We start from the raw sequence: 21,813 nt of genomic DNA, 5'->3' as shown, positions 1-21,813 counted from the left end.
CATTAGCGATAGGACCACAGCATGCATTCAGTCGGCGGATTCAGCGGAGGAACGGCTGCCGCACGTCGGGCGGGCGGATCGAAAGTCGACCAGGCCTATCTAGCGCTCAAGCGAGCCATCGTTTCGGGCGCGCTCGCGCCGGACGCCCCAATCGACAAGAACGAGTGGTGTGCAATTTTCGAAGTGTCTCGACTCTCCATAACGACCGCGATCAATCGGCTCGCTTTTGAGGGGCTTGTGGTGGTTGAGCCGCAACGCGGCTCTTACGTAGCCAAAATCCATCTTGAGGATGTGCGGCAATGGATGTTGATGCGGCGTGCATTGGAGATAGAAGTTGTCGGGGTCTGTGCTGCCGACATGCGGGACGATGCGATCGCGGCGCTTGGTCAGAACCTCGCCTACCAAATGGCCGCCATCAGCAGCGGCGATCTTCAAGGTTTCCACGAACTTGACACTCGATTTCATCGCCAACTGACCGAGGGCTTGCATCTGGGGCGAGTCGGCGAGGTCCTCGATCCGATCCGGACTCATCTTGAGCGGGTCCGCCGAACGCTTCTGCCGGAGCCGGGACGGCCCGAGGGAACCTTCCGCGAGCACGAGGCGATATTTCGCGCGATTGCTGCGCATGAGCCGGACCAGGCAAAGAGCGAAATGGCGAACCATCTCGATCGCGTCTCGCGCGAATTGCAGTCCTTTGTCGCGAAACATCCCGGCTTCTTCGAAGACTAGCACCCGGAATCAGAGCCGAGTGATACGGCGGCCTTTGCGTATGCTGATCACGACTACAATCTAAGATAAAGAGGGGACTAGCCGCCGCCCCAATCGCCCAGCACCGCCTGCACCAGCGCCAGTGCCGCCACCGCGGCCGTATCGGCGCGCAGGATCCGCGGGCCCAGCGCCAGCCGCAGGATTTTGGGCTGCCGCAGCAGCAGCGCCCGTTCTTCTTCGGCAAAACCGCCTTCGGGTCCGATCAGGACGTCGATGCCAACTCTGCCTTGGCCATGTCCGGCCTCACACGCCCGTTGCAGGCTCTGAATGGGGTTTTCGAGCTCGGCCGCCTCGTCGCAGAAGACCAGTAGCCGGTCGGCGGCGCGCTGACTTAGGAACCGCTCCAGCGGCACCGGCTCGGCCACGGCGGCGAGGCTCAGGATGCCGCATTGCTCGGCCGCCTCGGTGACATTGGCGCGCATGCGCTCGGTGTTGACGCGGAAGGTCTGGGTAAAGCGGGTCTGGACCGGTTGCAGGGTGGCGGCGCCCATCTCGACGGCCTTCTGCACCATGTAGTCCAGTCTGGCGTGCTTGAGCGGGGCAAAGACGTAGGCGACGTCGGGCAGCCGGTCCTGGGGCCGGGTCTGCTGGAGGATGACGAGACCGTCCGGCCGCTTGCGGCCCTCGATCGCGGCCTGCCACTCGCCATCGCGGCCGTTGAAGGCCAGGATCGGGGCCCCGGCGCCAAGTCTCAGCACATTGCCGAGATAATTGCTCTGGTCGCGGTCGAGCGCGACCCTGGCGTCCTGGGCAAGGGGGGCATCGACGAACAGGCGGGGGGCGCGGAAATCGTGAGAGGGCATCGTTCAGGTCCGATTTGCTGCCGTTCTTAACCGAAAGCAGCTATTTCGGGGGTAAATATTGCCAAACCGGTGTATCCCCGCGCCGCGCTCTTGCCCCATTCGACGGGTTGTTAAGGGCCGGCGGGAATCGTAAAAACGCGAACACGCTGGTTGCGCTTCAATTGGGAAGACGCCGAACCCGTAAGCTCCTGCCGGAGAGACTGCCTTGATGATCCGTCATCTGATGGTTCCGATCGCTGCCGCCATGCTCACCATGGGGCCCACGGGCGCCTATGCGCAGGGGTTCCCGGCGCCGCTGCCCAGCCAGACTGCACCCAGTTCGGCTTTTCCGCCCGTGAACGGCTCGGCGCCGGTCGCCTCCGTCGGCGGCGCGCCGCAATCGTCCTTTCCCGTCAACGGCGCCGCGCCCGTCGGAGGCGCCGGCGCTTTCAGCGCGGCCCCGCCGACGCAAGGCGGGCCCGGCGAAGACTGCATGAAGGCCTTCATGCCGCTGCGCGAGGAAGCCGAGAAGCGCGGCAAGATGATCAAGGCCGCGAGCGACCGCCACGCGCCGCCGGACGAGGCCTGCAAGCTGATCCGCAGCTTCAGCCAGGCTGAAGGCAAATTGATCAGGTACATCGATTCAAACGCCGCCAAATGCGGAATCCCGCCGCAGGTCGGCGCGCAGATGAAGGACGGCCACAAGAACACCGAGGCCATGCAGACGAAGGTCTGCAACGTTGCGCAGCAGATGCAGCAGCAACCGCGCGGTCCGGCCGGCCCGTCGCTGAGCGAGGTGCTGGGCTCCGGCTCGGCACCCGAGGCCAATGCCGGCAAGAAGGGCGGCAGCACCTTCGACACGCTCAATGGCAACGTCCTGACCCGATGAGGGATGCATCCGCCCGCGTTGCCGATTCCACCGGCAACTGGGTGGATACGCTCGCGCCGCGATGGGCGCGGCCTTATTTGCGGCTCGCCCGCTTCGATCGTCCGATCGGGTCCTGGCTCCTGCTGATGCCGTGCTGGTGGTCGGCGGCGCTGGCCTCCGGCATGGCGCATGATTCGAGCCGTCTGCCGCTCACCATTCTCCTGTTCTTCGTCGGCGCCTTCGTGATGCGCGGTGCCGGCTGCACCTGGAACGACATCACCGACCGCGACCTCGACGCCAAGGTCGAGCGCACGCGCTCGCGCCCGCTGCCATCGGGCCAGGTGAGCGCGAAACAGGCGCTGGCCTTCCTGGTTGCGCAGGCCCTGATCGGTCTCGTCGTGCTGTTGCAATTTAACCGCTTCGCGATCCTGACCGGGATCGCCTCGCTGGTGATCGTCGCGATCTATCCTTTCATGAAGCGCGTCACCTGGTGGCCGCAGATCGTGCTCGGTCTCGCCTTCTCCTGGGGCGCCCTGATGGGATTTGCCGTCATCTTCGCGCGCATCGATGTGACCGCGCTCGTGCTCTATGCCGGCGCGATTTTCTGGGTGATCGGCTACGACACCATCTACGCGCATCAGGACACCGAGGACGACGCGCTGATCGGCGTCAAGTCGACCGCGCGCCTGTTCGGCGCCCACACGCACCAAGCGCTGATCATGTTCTACGGGCTGGCGGTGATGCTGATCGGCGTCGCGCTGGCGTCAGGCGATGCGCGCTGGCCGGCCTGGCTCGGGCTTGCGGCGTTCGCCGCGCATCTGGCGTGGCAGATCAGGCGGCTCAGGATTGACGATCCTGCGCTGTGCCTGCGCGTGTTCAAGTCGAACCGCGATGCGGGACTGTTGTTGTTTGCGGGGTTGCTCGCCGACGCGGTGATGCGGGGGGTGTAGCATCGTAGTAGGGTGGGCAGAGGCGCACTTGCGCCGTGCCCACCATTTCTCCACGATCCCGACAGCAGAGGTGGGCACGCTTTCGCTTTGCCCACCCTACAGAACCGGACTCAATTCCGTGCGATGATCTCGCGCTCGTCCCGATGAACCGAAAGCTCGCGTGCGACACCGGCGCGCCGGCGCATCAGGAACTTGGGACGGCGGGCGCGGATCGCGTTGGCGCGGCGGCGGCGCGGCGCGGGCTTGCGGGCACCTTCGTCGAGTTGGGGCAGCGCAAGGGTCTCGCTCCAGATCGCCCAAGCTTCAGTGAGTTCGTCGCCGTCGGCGCTGACGAGCAGCGGAACGGAGAGCGAGGGATCGCGGTGGACGAGAACGAGGGTCTGCGCCTCGTCATTGCCGCGCAGCGCGACGCCCGTGAAGTCGCTGACGCGCACATTGATCGCCATCTGCATGCCGCGGACGGCACGGCGCAGCACGACGCGTTCGCGATGAAGCTCGATCTGCCTGACATATCCGTCGGCGCGCGGATCATGCGCATCGAAGCGGACCGGAAGGGAAAGAGGGTCGAGCCGCAGGCTGCGGCTCGACCCGGCGGGAGTGATCCCGCTTGTTGCTGTTTGACGCCTCACGGCTTTAGTCTCCCCGCCAGGATTATGTTCCCGGTCGATGCGAGGACCTTAGCGCGGCGCTTTCGGAAACCGCTTAAAAAGGCTGGTTAATCCAGCGTCACCGCCGCTCATGATTGACAAGACCTTGGCGCGCATGATTGACGAGACGTTGCGCCAAGAGTGCGAATCTGAGCTTTTGGCGGTCTGAAAATGCTTGAAGTCCGCGCCAATCGGGCACATCTGTGGGTTCCGGTCCCGAACCTCGCCCCAACAGGATTTCGTTTGTGAACCCTTCACCATCCGCAAGCTCGACGCTTTCGTCCAAGGAATCATCCAAGGATGGGTCCAAGGCCAACCGAGACCTGTTCGACCAGTCCGCACTCTCTGATCTTGCACAGCGGCTGGTCGAGGCGGCCAGGCGTGCCGGTGCCGACGCGGCCGATGCGGTCGCGGTGCGCGGCATCTCGCAAGGCGTCGAGGTGCGCGACGGCCGCGTCGAGGAATCCGAGCGTTCCGAGGGCGATGATGTCGGCTTGCGCGTTTTCGTCGGCCAGCGCCAGGCGGTGGTCTCGACCAACGACGCCAGCGGCGATGCCGTGACCAAGCTTGCCGAGCGCGCCGTTGCGATGGCACGCGTTGCGCCCGACGACAAATATGTCGGGCTCGCCGATCCCGCGCTGCTCGCGCGCGACTTCCCTGATCTCGATCTGCTCGATGCCAATGTGCCGGCCACCACCGAACTCGAGCGCCGCGCGCTCGAAGCCGAGGCCGCCGCGCTCAGCGTCAAGGGCGTGAGCAAATCCGGCGGTGCGTCGGCCTCCGCTGGCATCGGCGGCATGGTGCTGGTGACCAGCACCGGCTTCCACGGTTCCTACTTGCGTTCGAGCCAGGGTATATCGGCGACCGCGATATCAGGCGAAGGCACCGGCATGGAGCGCGACTACGACTTCACTTCGGCGCCGCATGGCGCGGATCTGCTGTCGCCGGAGATCGTCGGCCGTTCGGCAGGCGAGCGCACGGTGGCGCGCTCCAATCCGCGCAAGGTCGAGACCTGCAAGGTGCCGGTGGTGTTCGATCCCCGTGTCGCGGGCTCTCTGGTCGGCCACCTCGTCGGCGCCATCAACGGCGCCTCGATCGCGCGCAAGACCAGCTTCCTCAAGGACAAGCTCGGCCAGCAGCTGTTCGCCAAGAATATCCGCGTCATCGACGATCCCTTGCGCAAGCGCGGCCTGCGCTCGCAGACCTTCGATGCCGAAGGCGTCGCGGTGAAGAAGATCGCGCTGATCGACGAAGGCGTGCTGACCACCTGGCTGCTGGACTGCGCCACCGCGCGCGAACTCGGTCTTGCCACCACCGGGCACGCCCATCGCGGCGTCTCGTCCTCGCCGTCGCCCGGTCCGTACAATCTGCATCTCGAAGCAGGCACGCCGACGCCGGCCGAGCTGATCTCCGACATCAAGCAGGGCTTTTACGTCACCGACCTGATCGGCTCCGGAGTCAATGGCGTCACCGGCGACTACAGCCGCGGCGCCTCCGGTTTCTGGATCGAGAACGGCGAGATCACCTATCCCGTGAGCGAGGTGACGATCGCGGGTCATCTGTTCGAGATCTTCAAGTCGATGCAGCCGGCGAACAATCTCGAATTCCGCTACGGCGTCAATGCGCCGACGGTGCGCATCGAAGGATTGACGCTTGGCGGACGCTGACGCGAACGACGCCATCCTGGCGCGCGATGCGGGGCTGCTGAAGGACTCGGTGCGGGAAGCGGGCACGCTCGCGCAGTCGATGTTCGGCACCGAGCTGAAGAAGTGGACCAAGGGCGCTTCGTCGCCGGTCTCGGAAGCCGACATTGCCGTCAACGACCTCCTCGAAGCGCGATTGCGCTCCGCCACGCCGGACTATGGCTGGCTTTCGGAGGAGAGCGCCGACGACGCGGCGCGACTCTCGCGGCGGCTGACATGGGTGGTCGATCCCATCGATGGCACCCGCAATTATCTGGGCGGCCATCACGACTGGTGCGTCAGTGTGGCGCTGGTCGAGGATGCCTTGCCCGTCCTTGCCGCGGTGTTCGCGCCGACCAGTGGCGAATTCTTTTTCGCGGCCCGTGGCGAGGGCACGACGCTCAACGATGCGCCCGTGCGGGCGACGCCGGGATCCGAGCTCGACTTCTCCCGCGTCGCCGGCCCGAAGCCGCTGGTCGAACGGCTCAAGCCATCGCTGGGCGAGATCAAGCTACATCCGCGAATCGGTTCGCTCGCGCTGCGGCTCTGCCGGGTCGCCCACGGCGGACTGGATGCGGCTTTTGCGGGGGGCAACAGCCACGATTGGGACCTTGCGGCGGCCGATTTGATCGTGCAGGAAGCGGATGGTAGGATGAGCGACCTCTCCGGAGGACCCATCCTTTATAACCGCCGGGAAGTCACGCACGGGGTGCTGGTGGCAGCGGGCCGCGATCGTCATGCGAGCATTGTCGCGCATTTTCGAAATCGGCCCTTGCCCTGAGCGCGTCCGCCGTGCTTGTCGACAACTGCTTTGCCGGGCAGCCCGTTAGGAAGAGAACCCATGCCAGATAGTGCCCCGCAACAACTGCTCCATCTCGTCATCGGTGGCGAGCTGCTCGATCTCGAGCACAACACCTTCAAGAACCTGGATGACGTTGAGATCGTCGGCCTCTATCCGAACTATGCGACGGCCCATGCCGCCTGGCGGGCCAAGGCGCAGAGCACGGTCGACAACGCGCAGATGCGCTATTTCATCGTCCATCTGCACCGGCTGCTCGATCCGAATCAAGAATCGAAGGCGCGTTGAAAAAGCTGCTTCGCAATACGCTGCGAAGCAGCTGGTTTCAGCGTGCCGTCGGGGTTCTGGCGGCCGAATATCTGCGTCTGGTCTGGCGGACCAACAAGTTCACGTTCGATCCGCCGGACGTCTATGAACGCGTCGAGCCGCAGATCCCGGCGATCTTCGCCTTCTGGCACGGCCAACATTTCCTGACGCCCTTCATCAAGAACAAGGACTGGTACAAGGCCAGGGTCCTGATCTCCCGCCATCGCGACGGCGAGTTCAATGCGATTGCCGCCGAGCGGCTCGGCATCGGCACCATCCGCGGTTCCGGGGACCACGGCAGCGCCTTTCACCGCAAAGGTGGCGTCGGCGCCTTCAAGGAAATGGTGCGGACGCTGCAGCACGGATGTAATGTCGCGCTGACCGCCGATGTCCCGAAGCGCTCGCGCGTGGCCGGGCTCGGCATCATCATGCTGGCACGGGAATCGGGGCGGCCGATCATGCCTTTCGCGATGGCGACCAGCCGCTTCATCCGGCTCAAGAACTGGGACCGCACCACCATCAATTTGCCATTCGGGCGGGGCGCGTTGGTCGGCATCAAGGAGATCCACGTTCCGCCGGATGCCGACGCTGCGACCATGGAAGCGCTGCGGCTGGAGCTGGAAGAGACTTTGAACGAAGCGACGCGCCGTGCCTATGCGCAACTCGGCCGGCCGGGGCCCGAAGATGTCTAACTCGCTGCCCAATTCGCTGCCGATGACGCTGCGGATGTATCGGCGCCTGGCCTCCGGACTGGTGCCGCTCGCGCCTGCGCTGATCAAGCGGCGCCTGAAGCAGGGCAAGGAGGATCCCGCACGCGTCGGCGAACGCCGCGGCCTCAGCCGGGATGTGCGGCCGCACGGCCCGCTGGTCTGGATTCACGGCGCCAGCGTCGGCGAGGTCCTGGCCGCAGCCGCGCTGATCGAGCGGCTGCGCGAGCTGAACCTGCGCATCCTCCTGACCTCGGGCACCGTCACCTCGGCGGCCGTCGTGGCGAAACGCTTTCCGCCCGACGTCATCCATCAATACGTTCCTTACGATTCTCCGCGCTACGTCGCGCGCTTCCTCGATCATTGGAAGCCATCGCTGGCGCTGTTCATCGAATCCGACCTGTGGCCGAACCTGATCCTGGCGGGCGCGACGCGGCGGGTGCCAATGGTGCTGATCAACGGGCGGATGTCGCCGCGCTCCTTCCCGCGCTGGCGGCGGATGCATGGCACCATCTCGGCGCTGCTGTCACGGTTCGACATCTGCCTCGCGCAATCCAACACCGATGCCGAGCGTTTTGCCGCGCTCGGCAGCCGTGATGTCCTTACCACGGGCAATCTCAAGCTCGACGTGCCGGCCCCGCCCGCCGATCCTGCAAAGCTCGAGCGGCTGATGGCGATGACGCGCGGGCGTCCGATCATCGTCGCGGCCTCGACTCATCCGGGCGAGGAGGAGATGCTGGTCGCGGCGCATCGCAGCCTCGCCGGCTTCTTCCCGCAGCTCCTGACCGTGATCGTGCCGCGTCATCCGGATCGCGGCCCCTCGCTTGGCGGTTTGATCACGGCCTCGGGTCTGAAGCCGGCCCTTCGCTCGCGCGAGGAACTCCCGACGGCCACGACCGACGTCTACGTCGCCGACACCATGGGCGAGCTCGGCCTGTTCTACCGCCTCTCGCCGATCGTATTCATGGGCGGATCGCTGATCCGCCATGGCGGACAGAATCCGATCGAGGCAATCAAGCTGGGTGCCGCGATCATCCATGGTCCGCACGTCTTCAACTTCGCCGACGTCTATGAGGCGCTCGATGGCAACGGCGGCGCGCGGCAGGCCGAGACCCAGGAGCTGCTGGTCAAGCAGCTCGGCCAGCTGCTGGCCGATCCCGCCGTGCGCGACAAAATGCAGCGTGCGGGCACAGGCGTTGTCGAGCAGCTCGGCGGCGCGCTGGACCGCACCATGTCCGCGCTCGAGCCGTATCTGATGCAATTGCGGATCGAGATGGGAGCCGCCAATGCGTGAGCCGGCCTTCTGGTACCGGCCACGTTCTTTCAAATCACACGTGTTACGGCCGTTGGGCGCGCTCTATGGCGCGATCACCGAACGGCGCATGCTGCGCGAAGGCGTCGATGCCGGCATCCCCGTGATCTGCGTCGGCAACTACCATGTCGGCGGCGCCGGCAAGACGCCGACCGTGCTCGCGCTGTCCAGTCTCTTGCGCGAGCTCGGCGAGACGCCGGTCGTGCTCAGCCGTGGCTATGGCGGGCGCTTGACGGGCCCGGTGATGGTCGATCGCGACCGTCAAACCGCAGCCGATATCGGCGACGAGCCGCTGATGATGGCGCGCGACGTTCCGGTCGCGGTCGCGCGCGACCGTCTCGAGGGTGTGGTGCTCGCAAAGTCACAAGGTGCGACCGTGGTTCTGATGGATGACGGCTTTCAGAATCCGCGCATCGTGAAGGATGCGTCCCTGATCGTGATCGACAGCGAGCGGGGCCTCGGCAACGGCAAGGTGTTTCCGGCCGGTCCCCTGCGCGCGCCACTGAAGGCGCAGCTCGCGCGCACCGATGCGCTGGTGCTGATCGGCGACGGCCATGCCGCGGACGATGTCGCATCGGAGATCGCGGCGCGCGGCAAGTCGGTGCTGCGCGCGCGCTTGCGGCCGGATGCGGCATCCGTCGAAAGATTGTCCGGCAGGCGCGTGTTGGCCTTTGCCGGCATCGGCGACCCCGAGCGGTTCTTCCGCACGCTGCGCGCCAACAACGTCGACGTCGTGCGCGCGCGCGCCTTTGCCGATCATCACATGTTCTCACAAGGCGAAATCGCGGATCTGTTGGCGGAAGCAAGGGACGAGCAGCTCGTGCCCGTCACCACGGAAAAGGATCGTGCGCGCATGCGCGGCCGGGACATGCCTCGGGAAATTCTGCATTTCGCCGTGCAGCTCGAATTTGACGACGCGCCGGCGCTTCGTCACCTGATCAGCGATCATCTCTACAAGGCGCGCGAGCGAAGATTCGGCAGGCGATGATCTCGTAGCGCGGGCAAGCGACTCCGCCGTAGCTCAAAGAGCGAAGGCGGAGTTGCCCGTATCCATGCTGCGGTTCGACAGTCACTCGTGCTCACCACGCCTCAACGGCGATTAATCCGATAATGGTCAGGCACGAGGCGCAGGCCACCATGACAGTATAGTATTCAGGTGTATTCATCGCTGCCTCCCAGACTGTTGCCAATTGCTTGGTCACTGCTACGCGGGAGAGGTCGCCGGTTTTGGGCCGCTTCAGTTCGGCGCGTCGCGGCGGGTCTTGCGGTGTGCGTCCGTCGTCTCATCTTCCCCCTGATCTGCAGGATGATGATTCGCTTCGAGAGCTTCAGAACGTTCAGCTGCGATCAGAAGCTGTTTCCGCATTTCAGCGAGGCGGGCGCGGCAATATTCACGATAGAGCAGGTCTAATATGGCGGGCATGATCACCCCCATCGTTTGAATCTCGATTTACAGATATTTCATTGCAAATTTTCGAGGTGATCGTAGCCCGCCAGATGGCTCTTCGATATGAGCCCGTTCACAGACTGCGCCAATTGCAAAGTTCAATGGCCAGCTTTGTCCGTGCGATAAAAAGAACAGGGCTAATTACCTAACATCCACTATAGCAGCCCTTTGTTTCAGCAAAACTTCGTCAAACAACTTAAGGGCGCTGAGCCGAAACAAAGAATCCAACCACAGCGCGAAATAACTTACCACTAAGTGCAAGCACGATTCGATGCAACGCGGATCGGCACGACGGGGATCATTTCGGCTGTGAGACTTGCAGTTCAGGCGCGGGCAAACATGGTCGGGACGCCGACACATCCATGCCCCGCTGCACGCTCAGGTGACTCCGACAGGGCAGCTGCGCTTTGCCCATCCTGCAGCAGCCTGCCATTCACCGGTCATTCATCGCAAAGCTTCTATCGGTCTGGGATCGATCAGGAGAATTCGATGAAACTGCCGTTCGCAGCTGTCGCCGCCTGTCTTGTCTGTCTGATTATTGGGCCTGTGTCCGCGCAGACGTCGCCGCCAGCTGCGCCCGCTGCTCCCACCGGCACGGTGCCGGTTCCTGCGACCAAGCGTGTGACGTGTCTCGGCACGACGCAAAACCTGAAGGGGCAGGACAAGCGCGATCAGCTGCAGCTCTGCCTGGCGCAGGCGCGGCTCGATTGTCTGAAGCAGGCGATCGACCAGAAGATCGTTGGTGAGGCTCGGAAGAATTTCATCAAGAGCTGCTTGGGCGGTGATGGCGCGGAGCAAGAATAGGCGCGCCCGTGGCCCTACGACTGCGGCTTCGGCGCGCCCGGGAAGTGCCGCTCGAGCACAGCCGCGGGCGTGGCGTAGGCCTCTTGCAGGTCGACGCTCCAATATTTCAATTCGTCGAGCGGAATCCGTGTATCTGATATCGCGCAGCGTACATAGGTTCCCGGCGAGATCACGCGGAAATCGCCGTCGAGATATTGTACCTGGGCTTCGCCATTGCCCGAAGGGCCGAACTTGTTCAGCACGGTCGAAAGTCTCCGTGGAAGGCCTCTCCATGGAAAACCTTGGAGGGCATGATGTGTTGAAATGGATGTATCATAGATGGGGCGGCTTGTCCGCCCGTTAAACCCACCGATTTGTGATGTTTTGCTGCGTTTTCGCATGATAGTGCTGCGGCGAAGGATCGCTGGTTCCGGCCCACTTGCAGCCGGCACCTCATACGGCAGAGTCCGATGCACCTTCGACTGACCGCCCTGCTTTTGATGCTGCTGATGCCGGCTGCGCGTGCCGCGCCCGCGCCGCAGCAGGTCGATATTCCGCTGTCGGCCGGCGTCTTGCATGCGCAGCTCTACAAGCCTGAGGGCGAGGGGCCATTTCCGGCGGTGATCGCGCTGCACGGCTGCGGCGGTCTCGGCGGCCATTCCGATCCGGTGCTGCCGCGCTACCGTGACTGGGCACTGCAATTGCTCAAGGCGGGCAATGCTGTGCTGCTGCCCGACAGCTACGGTTCGCGAGAGCTCGGACCGCAATGCCGGGTCAAGGAGCTGCACGTCAAGGCCCGGCGCGAGCGTGTCGCCGACGTCGCGGCGGCGCGCGGCTGGTTGATGAAGCAGGCCTGGGTCGCGCGCAACCGCGTCAGCTTGATCGGCTGGGCCAACGGCGCGAGCACGCTGCTGTGGGCGGTGCGCCCGCAGAATGCGGCGCGCGACGCCGTTCCGGATTTCCGCGCCGCGATCGCCTTCTATCCGGACTGCCGGATTTCGGCCGGCCTCGGCTGGAGCACGCGGGTGCCGACGCTGGTTCTGATCGGCGCCAACGATGACGTGTCGTCGCCGCCGGCTTGCCGCCAGATGGTCGAGGGGGCGCATGGCCGCAGCGCGCTCGCTCGCATCGTGGTCTATCCAGACGCCTACCACGATTTCGACCGCGCCAACACGCCGCTGCACGCAGCTGCCGGCAGCACCGATGCCGCAACTCCCGAACGCGGCCATCTCGGCACCGATACGCAAGCGCGCGCAGATTCGCAGAAGCGGGTGGCGGAGTGGCTGGCCCGGTAGCGGCCGTGTTGTAGATCCTATGGGTGGCAGGTGATCAGTACGCATCGTTGATCCTCCAGGGTGAGTTGGTGGTCACAAACTCAATTTACCCCTCTGACCACCTGCCACCCCATAGGATCTACGCGTCGCACGAGAAGCGGGACCGCCCGAGGAACAACGTTGAGGCGGACAGCCCCGCATCGACCACTGCCCTGCACGGATGATGGCCGACCGTAAATCTACGGATCGCGCCTCATGCCGGTTTCAACCGGTGTCGGCGCCATAGTTCAACCACGATGTCGATTAAACGCATCTGACATGCGCATCGCCCTTTTCTCCTCCGCTCTGATCGTCTTCACCGTCGCGATCTTCCTGTATGAGGCCCACGCTGGCGCACCGATGCGCGCGCCGGAGCATTGCGGCTTCTGGACCACGATCGACGCGGGATTGTCGTGCAGGTAGGCCGCGGTTCATCGCCTCCACACCGTCATTGCGAGCGCAGCGAAGCAATCCAGAATCTTTCCGCGGAGGGACTCTTGCTTCGCTGCGCTCGCAATGACGAGTTCGTGGAAGCGCCACAGCCTCTAAAACAAACTGCCCTGATCCACCGGCTTGCCCACGCGCTTCGGCGTGGGCTTGGCCTCGTGCGAGGCGCTCTTGTGTTGCGATGCCGCGCGCTTTGCGGCCGGGCCGGGCCGATCTAAGTCCGCGGTCGCGCCGAGACGGCCATCCGCAAACTCGATCTCAACGCGCGCACCGGGCCCGACGCTGTCCGCGGAACGCAAGGGATGGCCGGCCTCGTCGCGCACCAGCGCAAAGCCGCGGGCGAGCACGCTGCGATAGGACAGCGCAGAAAGCAGCTTGCCGCTATTGGCAACGCGGGTGTCGAGCCGGTGCAGCAGCGTGACAAGCGCGCGGCTGGCGCGCTCGGCCAGACGCTGCGTGCGCTCGCGCTGGCGGGCGATTGTGTTGCGCTGGGCCTGCGCGTTCGAAAGTTTTGAGGCGCGCAAGCGAACTTCAAGTCCGGCGAAACGGTCGCGGCGCTGGCGCAAGAGCGAGCGTGCTGACAGGCCGAGCCGCTCGCCGCACACAGTGAGCCGGTGATCGGCCTGCGAAATCTGCCCGTGCAGCACTCGCAGCGTCAGCTTTGCGCCGGCGGCAGTAAACCTTCGGAAATGGGCGTGCGTGTTGGCCTTGAGGCCGCGGGGCAGGGACGCGCCCGCCGAATCCAGCCGTTGCCGCGGAATCGCCAGGAGATCGCCTGCCGCCGGCAGCGCGCGCGCGGCGGCGCGCAGCTCGTTGCGGCGGTTTTCATGGCCACGTTGCCAGCACGCGCGCGTGCGGCGGGCGAGATCTGCGACCTCGACAAAGAGATCGCTGCGCACCGGCACGGCCATTTCGGCGGCCGCTGTCGGGGTCGGCGCGCGCTTGTCGGCGACGAAGTCGATCAGCGTGATGTCAGTCTCGTGGCCCACCGCCGAGATCAGCGGGATCATGCTCTCGGCCGCCGCGCGCACCACGATTTCTTCGTTGAACGACCAGAGGTCCTCCAGCGAACCGCCGCCGCGCGCGACGATCAGCACGTCCGGCCGCGGAATCTTGCCGCCCTCCGGCAGCGCGTTGAAGCCGCGGATCGCGGCCGCGACCTGCTCGGCCGAGCCTTCGCCCTGCACCTTGACCGGCCACACCAGCACGTGGCGGGGGAAGCGGTCTTCCAACCGGTGCAGAATGTCGCGGATGACGGCGCCGGTCGGCGAGGTAACGACGCCGATCACCTCCGGCAACCAGGGCAGCAGCTGCTTGCGCGCCTGGTCGAACAGGCCTTCGGCGGCGAGTTTCTTCTTGCGCTCTTCCATCAGCGCCATCAGCGCGCCGATGCCGGCCGGCTCCAGCGCCTCGATCACGATCTGGTATTTCGAGGAGCCGGGAAAGGTCGTGAGCCTGCCGGTAGCGATCACCTCGAGGCCCTCCTGGGGCTTGAAGCGCATCCGCCCGTGCACGCCCTTCCAGATCACCGCCTCGATCTTGGCGCTCTCGTCCTTGAGCGCAAAATAGCAGTGACCGGAGGAATGGGCGCCGCGGAAGCCGGAGATCTCGCCGCGGACCCGGACATGGCCAAAGGCATCCTCCACCGTCCGTTTCAGGGACTGCGAGAGCTCGGAAACGGTGAATTCGGGAGCGTTGAGCAGCGGTTCCGCAGGCGGCATCGGCAAACGATTCGGCATGTTGGGGTCAGACCCGACGTTAAGGATTTTTACCGGCCGGCGCCAATCCGAGGATTGATCCCAAGAGTACTCTGCAATATAGAGTTATCTATAGATGGTTAATTCACGAGGGTAGGGTCATGGCGATCCGGCTGTTGCGCGGCGTGTTGGATGGACTGAAATGGGTGCTGTGTGCGGTCGGCGGCGTGGCGCTGATCCTGGCCGCGATGATCGCAACGCCGCTGCAACGGCCGCCGGAGCTGCGATCGGTCTCGGAGTCGGTGAAGCTTGTTGACTTTTCGACCATGCCGCCGCTCGAGCGCTTCCAGGCGCGCGACGGCACCTGGATCGGCTTCCGCCACTACACGCCGAACGGACCGGCGGCCGGCCGCGGCGCGATCTTCATCCACGGCTCCTCCGGGTCCAGCGGCACCGTCAACCACGCGCTGACCTATGCGATCGCCGCGCGCGGCGTCGAGACCTGGGCGCTGGACATGCGCGGCCACGGCGCCTCCGGCACGCGCGGCGATATCGGCTATATCGGCCAGCTCGAGGACGATCTGGTCGACTTCGTCGCGCATGTCCGCAAGAGCGCGCCGGACCTGCCGCTAACTTTGATCGGCCATTCCGCCGGTGCCGGCTTCTCGCTCCGCGTCGCCGCGACGCCGATCATGCAGGACATGTTCGTGCGCACCGTGCTGCTCGCGCCCTATCTCGGTTACGACGCGCCGACCAACAAGCCGCATTCCGGTGGCTGGGCCAATGCCGACCTGCCCCGCCTGTTCGCGCTCGCCGCATTGCGCAAGCTCGGCATCGACTGCTGCGCTCAGCTTCCGGTGCTCGCTTTGGCCGTGCCGGCGAACTCGGCAAAATACCTCGTCTCGACCTATTCCGACCGCCTGATGCGCAATTTCGCGACGCGCGGCTATCGTCTCGATCTTGCGGCGACGACGCGTCCGATCACGATCTTTGGCGGCGCCGAGGATGAGATGATGATTTCGGATAAATATGCCGAGGCCGTTCAGGCCATCGAACCGTCGGTCGACGTCAAGATCATCGACGGCATCAACCACATGGGCATCGTCACCAACCCGAAGGCGATCTCCGCCATCGCCGAGGACGTGGCAACGCGCGGGGCAGGGCAGTCATGATCGACAGCAGGGAGGCGTCCGCAGCGCTGGCTGATATCGACGACATCGTCCAGCGCGTGAAGCAATCGCAGCTCTATGAGCTGGCAAGCCTTGCGGCCGTCTGGTGGGGCATATTGGTGTTCGCAGGCAATCTCGTGACCTGGCTCTGGCCGATCTACGCGGCCCAAGCTTGGGTTGCCGTGGACGTTGTCGGCGTCGGCGGTCTGGTTGCGCTGCGCGTGTTCAATCCGCCGCACCACCCTCACGGTGCCGCCCATAGCATCAGGCTCCTCCTGGTGTTCGTGTTGTTCTTCGCCTTCGGCTATCTCTGTACCAACGTCGTCGGTCATTTCGGTCCGCGCCAGTTGGGAGCGTTCTGGCCGCTCTACTTCATGCTGTTCTATACGCTGGCGGGCCTCTGGTTCGGCTACGCGTTCGTGGCGATCGGTCTTTTCATCTCCGCGCTGACGCTGATCGGATTTTTCTACATCGGCGAGGCGTTCCCGCTCTGGATGGCCTTCGTGAATGGCGGCGGCCTGATCCTCGGCGGCCTCTGGATGCGACGGATCTAGCCAATGGCCGAGCTCGACGACATCATCCATCAGCCGTTGCGGCTCAAGATCATGGCGGCGCTGAATGCGCTGCCGGCGGCGACCGGCCTGGAATTCTCCCGGCTGAAGAAGCTGACCGGCGCCACTGACGGCAATCTCGGCGCCCATATCGAGACGCTGGCCAAGGCCGGCTACGTCCAGGTCGACAAGGCCTTCGTCGGCAAGAAGCCGCAGACCACGGTTACGGCCACCGCCGCAGGCCGCGGCGCGTTCGCAAGGCATGTGGCCACGTTGCAGGAGATCATTGCGGGGAAGCAAATCTAACCCCATCGTCATTCCGGGCTCGCGCCCAAGCGGGCGCGCCCCGGAATGACGGGGAGTTCGGGGCAGGCCCCCTTGAGACCCGCGCCGATTCGTGCGACCGACGCGCTCAGCAAACCCCTATTCTGAGCCTTCCATGCGCATTCTCCTGCTCGGTTCCGGCGGCCGCGAACATGCCCTGGCATGGAAAATCGCGGCCTCCCCCCTGGTGACGAAATTCTGGTGCGCGCCGGGCAATGCCGGCATCGCGCGGGAGGCCGAATGCGTGGCGCTCGACGTCGCCGACCATGCCGCCGTGATCGACTTCTGCAGGAAAAATGCGGTCGAGCTCGTGGTGGTCGGCCCGGAGACGCCGCTTGCGGCCGGCATCGTCGATGATCTCACCAAAGCCGGCATCAAGGCGTTCGGGCCGAGCGGGGCGGCGGCACAGCTCGAAAGCTCCAAGGGTTTCACCAAGGCGCTGTGCACCGAATTCGGCATCCCGACCGGCGCCTACAAGCGCTTCACCAACGCCAATGATGCGCGCGCTTACGTCCAGAGCCAGGGCGCACCGATCGTGGTCAAGGCTGACGGTCTTGCCGCCGGCAAGGGCGTCGTCGTCGCCAAGACCGTGCGTGAGGCCGAGGATGCCATCGCCATGATGTTCGAGGGCGCCTTTGGCGAAGCCGGCGCCGAGGTCGTGATCGAGGAATTTTTGCCGGGCCGCGAGATCAGCTTCTTCGCGCTCTGCGACGGCGAGACCGCCATTCCGCTCGCCTCCGCCCAGGACCACAAGCGCGTGTTCGATCACGACGTCGGCCCGAATACCGGCGGCATGGGCGCCTATTCGCCGACGCCGCTGGTCACGCCCGCGATCCACGACGCCATCATGGCAAAAATCATCCTGCCGACGGTTGCCGGCATGAAGGCGCGCGGCACGCCATTCCGCGGCGTGCTGTATGCCGGAATCATGCTGACGACGCAGGGCCCAAAGCTGTTCGAGTTCAACGTCCGCTTCGGCGATCCCGAGTGCCAGGTCTTGATGCTGCGCATGATGTCGGACATCGTGCCGGCGTTCCTCGCCGTCTGCGACGGGCAGCTGAAGCATTTCGATCTGCGCTGGCATCCGGACTCCGCACTCACCGTGGTGATGGCGGCAAAGGGCTATCCCGGCGACTATCAGAAGGGCACGCGTATCGAGGGTCTCGATGACGCCGCGAAGGTCGACACTGTCGAGATCTTTCACGCCGGCACGGTGGCAAAGGACGGCGCCATCCTCGCCAATGGCGGCCGCGTGCTCAACGTCTGCGCGCTCGGCAAGACCGTGACGGAAGCGCAGGCGCGCGCCTATCAAGCCGTCGACCGCATCAACTGGCCGGAAGGTTTCTGCCGCCGCGACATCGGCTGGCAGGCGGTGGAGGCGGAGAAGGCCGGCCGCTGATTCAAACCGAGGATAAGAACAATGTCGGATCTCGCCGACCTCTACCCCGGCTTCGCCTCCCAATGGATCAATACGTCCTTTGGCCGCATCTTCGCCCGCGTCGGCGGCCATGGGCCGCCGCTGCTGTTGCTGCACGGCTTCTCCGAGACGCACGTGATGTGGCACCGCGTCGCGCCGCAGCTCGCCGACAGGTTCACGCTGATCATCGCCGATTTGCCGGGCTATGGCTGGTCGGACATGCCTGAGAGCGATGCGCTGCATATGCCCTACAGCAAGCGCGCGATGGCGAAGGCCATGGTGGAGGTGATGGAGCAGCTCGGCCATGTGCACTTTTTGCTCGCCGGCCATGATCGCGGCGGCCGCGTGTCTTACCGCCTCGCGCTCGATCATCCCGGCCGGCTGTCGCGCCTCGCCGTGCTCGATATCCTGCCGACCTATAATTATTGGGAGCGGATGAACCGCGCCTACGCGCTGAAGATCTATCACTGGACCTTCCTCGCGCAGCCGTATCCGCTGCCGGAGACGCTGATCTCAGGCAATGGCGAGTTCTTCCTGCGCTTCAAGATGGCGAGCCAGACCAGGTCGAAGACACTGGATGCGATCGACGACCGCGCGCTCGAACATTACATCGCGCCGTTCCGCGATCCCGCCCGCGTCCACGCCATGTGCGAGGACTACCGCGCCGGGGCCTATTTCGACTACGATCTCGACAAGGCGGATTTCGAGGCCGGCAAGAAGATCACGATCCCGATGCTGGCACTGTGGGGCAATGCCGGCATCGCGCAAGCCGCCGCTACGCCGCTCGATATCTGGAAGCAATGGGCAACCAACGTCGACGGCATGCCGGTGGATTCCGGGCACTTCCTCACCGAAGAGAATCCGGACGTGACGGCACGGGCGCTGCGCGAGTTCTTCTCGGCTTGAGCCACATCGTCATTGCGAGCAATGACGGGGAGGGAGCTACCTTCGCTCCCGAAAAAACTCCCGCAGCAGCCGGGCTGCCTCGCTCTCGCCGACCGACGAGTACACCTCCGGGACGTGATGGCAGGTCGGCGAGGTGAAGAACCGCACGCCGGATTCCACCGCGCCGCCCTTGGGGTCGGCCGCGCCGTAATAAAGCCGCCGGATCCTTGCGAAGGAGATCGCACCTGCGCACATGGTGCAGGGCTCCAGCGTGACGTAGAGGTCGCAGTCGACCAGGCGCTCGCTGCCGATCTTTTTGGCGGCTTCGCGCAGCGCGATGATCTCGGCATGGGCCGTCGGGTCGTAGTCCGTCAGCGTCCGGTTGGCCGCCGTCGCGATCACCTCGTAATTGCGGACCACGACGCATCCGATCGGAACTTCGCCCGACTTTCCGGCGTTTTCGGCCGTTTTGAGCGCCAAATCCATGAAAGAAGGGGCTTTCATGCCTCGTATCATCGCCAGAAACCTGCTAGTAGCTGCGCCTTCAGCAAGAGTGAATACCGGATTTGCCTGAGCATGCGGCTCGAAAAGAGCGCGCACAATGCCCTTTTGAACATCCCCACGTGACCATCCCTAAGTGAGACGATTCATGCCCCGCGACAGCGACAAAGACAACGATTCCTCGCGCGGTCGGCGTGATCGGGGCGGCCCGCCCAAGGGCCGGTCCGGCAAGTCACGCGGCCCCGAGAAGAAGTTCGCCAAGCGCGGTTTTGAAGGCAAGGGCGCAGGCGAGAAGCGGCCGTTCGCCGGCAAGCGCGAGGACCGCCCCTTCCGCAGCCGCGACGAGACCGGGCCGCGGCCCGACCGTGGCGACCGGCCCAAGTTCAATCGCGAAGACCGGCCGCGCGGCGAACGCTCCTTTTCCGATCGTCCCTCGCGCGACGGCGAGAAGCGCTCGTTCAAGCCGCGCGGTGATCGCCCGTCCTACGGGCGCGACGACCGTCCGCCGCGCAGCCGTGATCGCGACGATTCCCGCCCCGCCGGCCGCACCGGCGACAAGAAGTTCGGCGACAAGCGGCCCTACGCGCCGCGCGGCGACCGCCCGGAACGCAAGTTCGATGGCGAACGGAAGTTTTCGCGGGGCGCACCGGACCGTAGCGACCGCCCACGCTCCTTCGGTGATCGCAATGACCGTCCGCGCGATCGTGGCGAGCGCAGTGATTCAAAACCCTGGCAGAAGCGCGATGCAGCCCCGCGCGGCGACCGGCCGCCGCGGAAGGATTTCGGCAAGGGCCCGCGCAAGGACTTCGCCGGCCGTGATCGCGGCCAGGACAAGCCCTGGCAGAAGCGCGAAGACCGGCCCGAAGGCGGCCGAGGCGATGACCGTCCGCGTTTCTCTCGTGCGCGCGACGATCGTCCATCGGGCGATCGTCCGTTTCGCGAGCGGCCCAAATTCGATCGACCGCGCGAGGACCGTCCGAAATTCGATCGGCCCCGTCGTGACAATGATGGCGAGCGTGGCGCTCGCGGCGGCGACCGTCCCAAATTCGATCGTCCGCGGCAGCGCCCCGAAGGCCGCTCCGATTGGCACGAGCATCCGCGCAGCGAAGCTCGGTCCGGCGACCGTCCGCGGCGTGAAAACGAGGATGACAGCAGGATCTTCGAGAAGCGTCCGGCCTTCGGCGGCCGCGGCGCCTATCGCGAGCGCGATCGTGATGTCGACCGCCGGCCGCAGCGCGAAGAGGAGCCGAAGCCGAAGAAGGCCGGCGAGCGCATCGCAAAAGCGCTGGCGCGCGCGGGCCTTGCCTCGCGGCGCGATGCCGAGGAGATGGTCACGCAGGGCCGTGTCGCCGTCAACGGCCGCGTGATCAATTCGCCGGCGCTCGACATCACTCAGAACGATGTCGTCACTGTCGACGGCAAGCCGTTGCCGCCGCGCGAGCGCACCCGTCTGTTCCTCTACCACAAGCCGCGCGGGCTGATGACGACGCATGACGACCCCGAGGGCCGTCCGACCGTGTTCGACAATCTCCCCGAAGGCCTGCCGCGCCTGATCTCGGTCGGCCGGCTCGACTTCAACACCGAAGGCTTGCTGCTGCTTACCAATGATGGCGGGCTCGCACGTACGTTGGAGCTGCCGGATACCGGCTGGCTGCGCCGCTACCGCGTTCGCGCCCATGGCGACGTCACCCAGGCCCAGCTCGACGAGCTCAAGAAGGGCATCGAGATCGAAGGCGTCAAGTACGGTCCGATCGAGGCGACGCTGGAGCGCGACCAGGGCGCCAATGTCTGGCTGGTGTTCGCGATCCGCGAAGGCAAGAACCGCGAGGTGCGCAATGTCTGCGCCCATCTCGGGCTCGAGGTGAACCGCCTGATCCGCGTGTCCTACGGTCCGTTCCAGCTCGGCGAGGTCCCGGAAGGCCAGGTCGAGGAGATCAAGTCGCGCGTGCTGCGCGACCAGCTCGGTGACAAGGTGATCGAGAAGTCGGGCGCACAATTCGACATGCCGCAGAAATCCGTTTCGCACGAGGACGCTGCGCCGCCCGAGAGGAAGCCGGTCAAGCGCGACGTGATCAACGACCGCAAGGGCCGCCGCGTGCTGGTCCAGCGCACCGGCAGCGACGAAGCACGCGAGCGCAACGAGGCCGAAGCCAGCGGCTACGGTCCCCCGCGCCGGCCCAAGCGCGGCTATCACGGCAAGCGCGACCTGACGCCGAAGGACGACGAGTAGCATATGCGCATGCGGCGTGATGGTTCGCGGGGCTCTCTCTGGTTCCCTCCCCCCTTGTGGGGGAGGGTTAGGGAGAGGGGTGCCCCACGAGAGGTCCACGCGTGTGCCCCCCCCTTCCCCTCCCCACAAGGGCAGGGCAATCGCATATGGATTTCACGAGGATTGTCCGCGGGCTTGCTCCGCCTCTCCCGCTTGCGGGAGAGGCCGACGCGCTCGCAGAGCGCGGCG

24 protein-coding genes are annotated in these 21,813 nt (G+C 65.2%); 18 read left to right on the top strand and 6 right to left on the bottom strand.

Going from position 1 to position 21,813, the window contains the following annotated elements; translation table 11 throughout:
- Nucleotides 1-21: 21 nt before the first annotated feature.
- Nucleotides 22-729: a GntR family transcriptional regulator gene (locus tag IVA82_RS35585; RefSeq protein WP_247381583.1), complete on the top strand. Its 708-nt coding sequence runs from the start codon at nucleotides 22-24 to the stop codon at nucleotides 727-729.
- Between the two features lie 77 nt (nucleotides 730-806).
- Here the strand turns inward: IVA82_RS35585 and IVA82_RS35580 are convergent, their stop codons facing one another.
- Nucleotides 807-1,571: a 16S rRNA (uracil(1498)-N(3))-methyltransferase gene (locus IVA82_RS35580; RefSeq protein ID WP_247381585.1), complete on the bottom strand. Its 765-nt coding sequence runs from the start codon at nucleotides 1,569-1,571 to the stop codon at nucleotides 807-809.
- A gap of 208 nt (nucleotides 1,572-1,779) precedes the next feature.
- Between IVA82_RS35580 and IVA82_RS35575 the strand changes: the two genes are divergently transcribed.
- Nucleotides 1,780-2,439, top strand: a complete 660-nt coding sequence (locus IVA82_RS35575) for a hypothetical protein (RefSeq protein ID WP_247381628.1) — start codon at nucleotides 1,780-1,782, stop codon at nucleotides 2,437-2,439.
- Nucleotides 2,436-3,368, top strand: a complete 933-nt coding sequence (ubiA, locus tag IVA82_RS35570; protein WP_247381587.1) for a 4-hydroxybenzoate octaprenyltransferase — start codon at nucleotides 2,436-2,438, stop codon at nucleotides 3,366-3,368. Before IVA82_RS35575 ends, ubiA begins: the two co-directional genes overlap by 4 nt.
- A gap of 110 nt (nucleotides 3,369-3,478) precedes the next feature.
- On the opposite strand, the gene IVA82_RS35565 is transcribed toward ubiA, so the two are convergent.
- Nucleotides 3,479-3,997, bottom strand: a complete 519-nt coding sequence (locus IVA82_RS35565) for a DUF6101 family protein (RefSeq protein WP_247381589.1) — start codon at nucleotides 3,995-3,997, stop codon at nucleotides 3,479-3,481.
- A 263-nt stretch (nucleotides 3,998-4,260) separates the two neighbouring features.
- Between IVA82_RS35565 and IVA82_RS35560 the strand changes: the two genes are divergently transcribed.
- The 6 genes from IVA82_RS35560 to lpxK are packed head-to-tail and all read left to right on the top strand — an operon-like array spanning nucleotide 4,261 to nucleotide 9,809.
- A complete protein-coding gene (locus IVA82_RS35560) occupies nucleotides 4,261-5,682 on the top strand; it encodes a TldD/PmbA family protein (protein WP_247381591.1) in 1,422 nt (473 codons plus the stop codon).
- Complete coding sequence (locus IVA82_RS35555; RefSeq protein ID WP_247381592.1) at nucleotides 5,669-6,478, top strand: 3'(2'),5'-bisphosphate nucleotidase CysQ; 810 nt, start codon at nucleotides 5,669-5,671, stop codon at nucleotides 6,476-6,478. Before IVA82_RS35560 ends, IVA82_RS35555 begins: the two co-directional genes overlap by 14 nt.
- A 60-nt stretch (nucleotides 6,479-6,538) precedes the next feature.
- Nucleotides 6,539-6,784, top strand: a complete 246-nt coding sequence (locus tag IVA82_RS35550; RefSeq protein WP_148744046.1) for a DUF4170 domain-containing protein — start codon at nucleotides 6,539-6,541, stop codon at nucleotides 6,782-6,784.
- The gene (locus tag IVA82_RS35545; RefSeq protein ID WP_247381594.1) at nucleotides 6,781-7,494 is read left to right on the top strand and encodes a lysophospholipid acyltransferase family protein; all 714 of its coding nucleotides are present in this window, start codon (nucleotides 6,781-6,783) and stop codon (nucleotides 7,492-7,494) included. Before IVA82_RS35550 ends, IVA82_RS35545 begins: the two co-directional genes overlap by 4 nt.
- Nucleotides 7,457-8,803 (top strand): 3-deoxy-D-manno-octulosonic acid transferase, encoded by a 1,347-nt coding sequence (locus IVA82_RS35540; protein ID WP_247381629.1) that lies wholly within the window; start codon nucleotides 7,457-7,459, stop codon nucleotides 8,801-8,803. Before IVA82_RS35545 ends, IVA82_RS35540 begins: the two co-directional genes overlap by 38 nt.
- Complete coding sequence (gene lpxK / locus IVA82_RS35535) at nucleotides 8,796-9,809, top strand: tetraacyldisaccharide 4'-kinase (RefSeq protein WP_247381596.1); 1,014 nt, start codon at nucleotides 8,796-8,798, stop codon at nucleotides 9,807-9,809. The genes IVA82_RS35540 and lpxK overlap by 8 nt, the downstream gene beginning before the upstream one ends.
- A 249-nt stretch (nucleotides 9,810-10,058) precedes the next feature.
- Here lpxK and IVA82_RS35530 read toward each other — a convergent pair whose 3' ends face one another.
- A complete protein-coding gene (locus tag IVA82_RS35530) occupies nucleotides 10,059-10,256 on the bottom strand; it encodes a hypothetical protein (protein WP_247381598.1) in 198 nt (65 codons plus the stop codon).
- Nucleotides 10,257-10,757: 501 nt separating this feature from the next.
- Here IVA82_RS35530 and IVA82_RS35525 point away from each other — a divergent pair.
- A complete protein-coding gene (locus IVA82_RS35525) occupies nucleotides 10,758-11,072 on the top strand; it encodes a hypothetical protein (RefSeq protein ID WP_148744043.1) in 315 nt (104 codons plus the stop codon).
- A 14-nt stretch (nucleotides 11,073-11,086) separates the two neighbouring features.
- On the opposite strand, the gene IVA82_RS35520 is transcribed toward IVA82_RS35525, so the two are convergent.
- Nucleotides 11,087-11,314 carry a DUF2093 domain-containing protein gene (locus IVA82_RS35520; protein ID WP_247381600.1) on the bottom strand — a complete coding sequence of 76 codons (228 nt, stop codon included), beginning with the start codon at nucleotides 11,312-11,314 and terminating at the stop codon, nucleotides 11,087-11,089.
- 207 nt (nucleotides 11,315-11,521) lie between these two features.
- Between IVA82_RS35520 and IVA82_RS35515 the strand changes: the two genes are divergently transcribed.
- Both IVA82_RS35515 and IVA82_RS35510 read left to right on the top strand, forming a co-directional pair.
- Nucleotides 11,522-12,346 carry a dienelactone hydrolase family protein gene (locus IVA82_RS35515; protein ID WP_247381602.1) on the top strand — a complete coding sequence of 275 codons (825 nt, stop codon included), beginning with the start codon at nucleotides 11,522-11,524 and terminating at the stop codon, nucleotides 12,344-12,346.
- Nucleotides 12,347-12,643: 297 nt separating this feature from the next.
- The gene (locus tag IVA82_RS35510; RefSeq protein WP_187436372.1) at nucleotides 12,644-12,787 is read left to right on the top strand and encodes a hypothetical protein; all 144 of its coding nucleotides are present in this window, start codon (nucleotides 12,644-12,646) and stop codon (nucleotides 12,785-12,787) included.
- A gap of 122 nt (nucleotides 12,788-12,909) precedes the next feature.
- On the opposite strand, the gene xseA is transcribed toward IVA82_RS35510, so the two are convergent.
- Nucleotides 12,910-14,532, bottom strand: a complete 1,623-nt coding sequence (xseA, locus tag IVA82_RS35505) for an exodeoxyribonuclease VII large subunit (protein WP_247381631.1) — start codon at nucleotides 14,530-14,532, stop codon at nucleotides 12,910-12,912.
- Nucleotides 14,533-14,669: 137 nt separating this feature from the next.
- Between xseA and IVA82_RS35500 the strand changes: the two genes are divergently transcribed.
- The 5 genes from IVA82_RS35500 (at nucleotide 14,670) to IVA82_RS35480 (ending at nucleotide 18,875) form a co-directional block, all read left to right on the top strand.
- Nucleotides 14,670-15,680 carry an alpha/beta hydrolase gene (locus tag IVA82_RS35500; protein ID WP_247381604.1) on the top strand — a complete coding sequence of 337 codons (1,011 nt, stop codon included), beginning with the start codon at nucleotides 14,670-14,672 and terminating at the stop codon, nucleotides 15,678-15,680.
- Entirely contained in the window at nucleotides 15,677-16,231 is a 555-nt protein-coding gene (locus IVA82_RS35495; protein ID WP_247381606.1) for an alkaline shock response membrane anchor protein AmaP, read from the top strand. Before IVA82_RS35500 ends, IVA82_RS35495 begins: the two co-directional genes overlap by 4 nt.
- A 3-nt stretch (nucleotides 16,232-16,234) precedes the next feature.
- Nucleotides 16,235-16,534 carry a transcriptional regulator gene (locus IVA82_RS35490; RefSeq protein ID WP_247381608.1) on the top strand — a complete coding sequence of 100 codons (300 nt, stop codon included), beginning with the start codon at nucleotides 16,235-16,237 and terminating at the stop codon, nucleotides 16,532-16,534.
- A gap of 133 nt (nucleotides 16,535-16,667) precedes the next feature.
- Nucleotides 16,668-17,951, top strand: coding sequence for a phosphoribosylamine--glycine ligase (purD, locus tag IVA82_RS35485; RefSeq protein ID WP_247381620.1), 1,284 nt, complete (start codon nucleotides 16,668-16,670; stop codon nucleotides 17,949-17,951).
- A 21-nt stretch (nucleotides 17,952-17,972) separates the two neighbouring features.
- Nucleotides 17,973-18,875: an alpha/beta hydrolase gene (locus IVA82_RS35480; protein ID WP_247381622.1), complete on the top strand. Its 903-nt coding sequence runs from the start codon at nucleotides 17,973-17,975 to the stop codon at nucleotides 18,873-18,875.
- Between the two features lie 36 nt (nucleotides 18,876-18,911).
- On the opposite strand, the gene IVA82_RS35475 is transcribed toward IVA82_RS35480, so the two are convergent.
- Nucleotides 18,912-19,370, bottom strand: a complete 459-nt coding sequence (locus IVA82_RS35475; protein WP_148744033.1) for a nucleoside deaminase — start codon at nucleotides 19,368-19,370, stop codon at nucleotides 18,912-18,914.
- A gap of 133 nt (nucleotides 19,371-19,503) precedes the next feature.
- Between IVA82_RS35475 and IVA82_RS35470 the strand changes: the two genes are divergently transcribed.
- A complete protein-coding gene (locus IVA82_RS35470) occupies nucleotides 19,504-21,585 on the top strand; it encodes a pseudouridine synthase (protein ID WP_247381624.1) in 2,082 nt (693 codons plus the stop codon).
- Nucleotides 21,586-21,813 lie beyond the last annotated feature (228 nt).

It is taken from the genome of Bradyrhizobium sp. 142 (assembly GCF_023074015.1).
Classification (GTDB): Bacteria; Pseudomonadota; Alphaproteobacteria; order Rhizobiales; family Xanthobacteraceae; genus Bradyrhizobium.
This window is presented reverse-complemented; position numbering and strand designations above follow the sequence as displayed.